A 3,790-nucleotide genomic window follows, 5' to 3' on the forward strand; every position below is an offset into this window, starting at 1 on the left:
GCACAACACTGGTTCGGCACCGACGAGGTGGGCCGCGACCTGTTCAGCCGCGTGATCTACGGCGGCCGGCTGTCCGTCGGGGTGGGGGTGTTTGTCGTGGCCATTGCGGGCATCAGCGGCACCTTGCTGGGCTGCATCTCCGGCATCGTGGGCGGCAAGGTCGATACGGTGTTGATGCGCATCATGGACGTGGTGCTGTCTGTGCCCTCGCTGGTGATCACCATGGCCCTGGCCGCCGCTCTGGGCCCGAGCCTGGTGAACGCCATGTTCGCCATGGCCCTGGTGCGCATTCCTTTTTATGTGCGCCTTGCCCGTGGGCAGGCACTCACCATCCGTGAGATGCCGTATGTAAAGGCCGCCAGAATCTTCGGCGCCTCCAATTGGCAGATCCTGCGCTGGCACGTGGCGCGCAACGCCATGCCGCCTTTGATCGTGCAGGCCACACTCGATCTGGGTGGCGCCATCCTGATGGCTTCGGCCCTGTCGTTCATCGGTCTGGGTGCGCAGCAACCCACGGCCGAATGGGGTGCCATGGTCTCCACCGGGCGCAACTACATCCTCGACCAGTGGTGGTACTCGGCCTTCCCGGGCTTTGCCATCCTGTTCACCGCCACCAGCTTCAACCTGCTGGGCGACGGTGTGCGCGACTTGCTCGATCCCAAGCAGAAAGGCCGTTGAAATGAACCAGCCATCCCTGCAGACGGTGCTGGACATCCAGAACCTGTCGATTGAATTCCCCATCTACCAAGGCGCGGTGCACGCGGTCAACGGCGTGACCGTGCAGATGGAACGCGGTGAGGTCGTGGGCATTGTGGGCGAGTCCGGCTCGGCCAAATCGGTCACCGCCATGATGGCCATACGCCTGCTGCCCGAGGGGCGCTTCAAGGTGACCGGTGGCTCGGTCAGCTTGCTGGGGCGCGATGCGCTGGCCGCTCGGGAGCGCGACATGCTGGAGATCCGCGGACGCGATGTCTCCATGGTCTTCCAGGAGCCGCTCACCGCGCTCAACCCGACCCAGCGCATCGAGCGGCAAATGCTGGAGGTCATCCGCCTGCACCGCCGCTGCAGCAAGCCGGAAGCCCGCGCGCTGGCCATCCGCCTGCTGGGCGACATGCGTATTGCGGACCCCGAGCAGGTGATGCAGCGCTACCCGTTTGAACTCTCGGGCGGCATGCGCCAACGCATCCTGATCGCGCTGGCCTTCAGCTGCGACCCGCAAATCATCATTGCCGATGAACCCACCACTGCGCTGGACGTCACGGTGCAGCGCCAGGTGCTGCAGCTGATGCGTGCCAAGGCGCGTGACCTGGGCACAGCCATCCTCTTCATCAGTCACGATCTGGCGCTGGTGTCGCAGTTTTGTGACCGCGTCTATGTGATGTACGCCGGCAGCGTGGTCGAGGACGGCCCCACCTCCTCGGTGCTGGGCACGCCCATGCACCCCTACACCCGCGCCTTGCTGCGGGCGCTGCCCGAGAACGCCCAGCCCGGCGCATTGCTGCAGTCCATCCCCGGCACCGTGCCCAACCTGTCACAACCCCTGAGCGGTTGCAGCTTTGCCCCGCGCTGTGCGCAGGCGCAGGCCCCATGCAGCAGCAAGCCGCCGCTGCTGACGGTTGCCCACCACCACCGCGCAGCCTGCTGGCTGACGAAGGAGACCCCATGAACACGCCCCCTGTGCTGACGCTGGACGCCGTGCATGTCCGCTTTCCGGTCGGTGCCGATTGGCGCGGCCGCCCCACCGCGGTGGTGCATGCGCTCAACGGCCTGGACCTGTCTGTCGCCAAAGGCGAGGTGCTGGGTGTGGTGGGCGAGTCCGGCTGCGGCAAGTCGACGCTGGCGAATGTGCTGACCCACCTGGTCACACCCACCGAGGGCCGCATGGTCTGGTCGGAGGGCACGGCGCACAAGCTGCAAATCGTGTTCCAGGACCCGCAGTCGTCGCTGGACCCGCGGCTGCCGGTCTGGCGCGTCATCACCGAACCGGTGTTCCTGAAGGAGCAGCGCAGCACCAGCGCGCTGCGCGAGCTGGCCGCCGAACTGGCCGAGCAGGTGGGCCTGCGGCGTGAGCAGCTCGACCGCTACCCGCACGAGTTTTCCGGCGGCCAGCGCCAGCGCATCGCGATTGCGCGCGCACTGTCGTCGCAGCCGGATGTCATCGTGCTCGATGAGCCGACCTCGGCTCTGGACATTTCGGTGCAGGCGCAGATCCTCAACCTGCTGGTCGAGCTGCGCAAAAGCCGGGGCCTGACCTACATCCTCATCTCGCACAACATTTCGGTGATCCGCCACATGTGTGACCGCATCGCGGTGATGTACCTGGGGCAGATTGCGGAGATTGGCTCGGCGGCCTCGGTGCTGAGCCAACCCGCCCACCCCTACACCCGGCTGCTGCTGGATTCGGTGCCGGAGATCGGGCGTTCGCTGGACGCCGGTCTGGCCGTGGGCGAGACCGAGCTGCCCAGCAACCGCCGCCTGCCCGGGGGCTGCTACTTTCGCGAGCGCTGCCCGTTTGCTGCCAGCGGTTGCGATCAGCCCCAGGCGCTGCTGACGCAGGGGTCGGGCCCCCATGCTGCGCGCTGCCACCGGGCCAGTGAGTTACAGGCCTTTGCGCGGCAGTGACACCCCATACCCACCCTGGACACTCCATGAAAACCATGGCGCGCTGCGCCCCTGGCTTTGACGACTCCCGCAACCATTGACGGCTTTTTTCCCTTTTTTTGAACGCCATGAATCCCCTGGTTCCCCTGAGCGAAGAGACCCACGATGTGATCGTGGATCTGGTCTACGCCACCTCCAACAACATCGCGGGCCGGCCCATCTATGGGAGCCAGCTGTGCCTGCTGCACCGAGATGCCGAGTTGTGTTTGCGAAAGGCCGTGCGGCTGGCGGCCCAGGCGGGCTTCAAACTGAAAATATTTGATGCTTTCAGACCCCATGAGGCACAGGTCGAGTTGTGGGAAACAGCGGTGGACAAGCTGTATGTCGCCGACCCCAAATTGGGGTCCAACCACACCCGCGGCACGGCCATCGACCTGACACTGGTGGATGCCAACGGAAATGAGCTGGACATGGGCACCGGCTTCGACCACATGAGCGCACTGTCGCACCACTTTTCTGACCAGGTGTCGCCCGTGGCCCAGGCCAACCGGCTGCTGCTGCTGAACACCATGGAGCAAGCGGGCTTTCAGCATCTGCCCCACGAGTGGTGGCACTACGAGCTGCCGCCGCGCGATGAACACACCTTGATTGACAGTGCTCTGCTGGGCAGCCTGAATCCGATGCAGCAGCCTTAGCACCCGCAGGTCGTTGACCTCGATCAACCCTCGCAGACCCCGGATCCACGCGCCCAGCGCGCCCGCTACACTCCCGCACCGTCACCACAGCAGGCCGCTGACAGCGGCGCGAGGAGGAACCACGTGCTTGACAAACTCAACGAACTGACCGAGGGCCACGGCGCACTCAAACCCGGGCGCGGCCTGGTCACCGGCGTGCTGGCGCTCAGCCTGGCGTTCCTGTGTTTCCTGGGCGTGCTGGCCTTCCATTTCCCCGAGTATCTGACCACGCCCGAGCTGCGCAAGAGCTACGACGTGGCGCTGATCCGACAGCTGATGTTCTGGTCGCTGGTTGTCGCGGGCGCGCTCAGCCTGGTCAACCTGGTGTTCCGGCGCGCGCCCTGGCTGGCAGGTGCCGCGTTCGCGCTGGTGCTGCTGTGCGCCCTGCTCGGCGGCCACAAGGTCGAGGTCGATCCCAACTTCCCCGACCACACGCCCTACATCGGCCTGGACTG

Annotated in this window: 4 protein-coding genes and 1 pseudogene; all 5 read left to right on the plus strand. The window is 65.7% G+C overall.

What is annotated here, in order from left to right; all coding sequences use genetic code 11:
* The coding region (locus ACR2JA_RS01870) for an ABC transporter permease subunit (protein WP_434007443.1) at window positions 1–678 on the plus strand (678 nt) is incomplete at its 5' end.
* Window position 679: 1 nt separating this feature from the next.
* Window positions 680–1,666: an ABC transporter ATP-binding protein gene (locus ACR2JA_RS01875; RefSeq protein ID WP_434007444.1), complete on the plus strand. Its 987-nt coding sequence runs from the start codon at window positions 680–682 to the stop codon at window positions 1,664–1,666.
* The gene (locus ACR2JA_RS01880) at window positions 1,663–2,622 is read left to right on the plus strand and encodes an oligopeptide/dipeptide ABC transporter ATP-binding protein (RefSeq protein WP_434007445.1); all 960 of its coding nucleotides are present in this window, start codon (window positions 1,663–1,665) and stop codon (window positions 2,620–2,622) included. The genes ACR2JA_RS01875 and ACR2JA_RS01880 overlap by 4 nt, the downstream gene beginning before the upstream one ends.
* A 107-nt stretch (window positions 2,623–2,729) precedes the next feature.
* A complete protein-coding gene (gene ddpX, locus ACR2JA_RS01885; RefSeq protein WP_434007446.1) occupies window positions 2,730–3,296 on the plus strand; it encodes a D-alanyl-D-alanine dipeptidase in 567 nt (188 codons plus the stop codon).
* A gap of 123 nt (window positions 3,297–3,419) precedes the next feature.
* A pseudogene (locus tag ACR2JA_RS01890) lies at window positions 3,420–3,790 on the plus strand (sterol desaturase family protein); the annotation flags it as partial.

The organism is Hydrogenophaga sp., from assembly GCF_051007235.1.
GTDB lineage: Bacteria > Pseudomonadota > Gammaproteobacteria > Burkholderiales > Burkholderiaceae_C > Hydrogenophaga.

What these genes read in the sequence shown, in the direction of transcription:
- ACR2JA_RS01880 (WP_434007445.1), top strand. Translation starts at nt 1,663, where the DNA reads ATGAACACGCCCCCTGTGCTGACGCTGGACGCCGTGCATGTCCGCTTT.
- ACR2JA_RS01875 (WP_434007444.1), top strand. Translation starts at nt 680, where the DNA reads ATGAACCAGCCATCCCTGCAGACGGTGCTGGACATCCAGAACCTGTCG.
- ddpX (WP_434007446.1), top strand. Translation starts at nt 2,730, where the DNA reads ATGAATCCCCTGGTTCCCCTGAGCGAAGAGACCCACGATGTGATCGTG.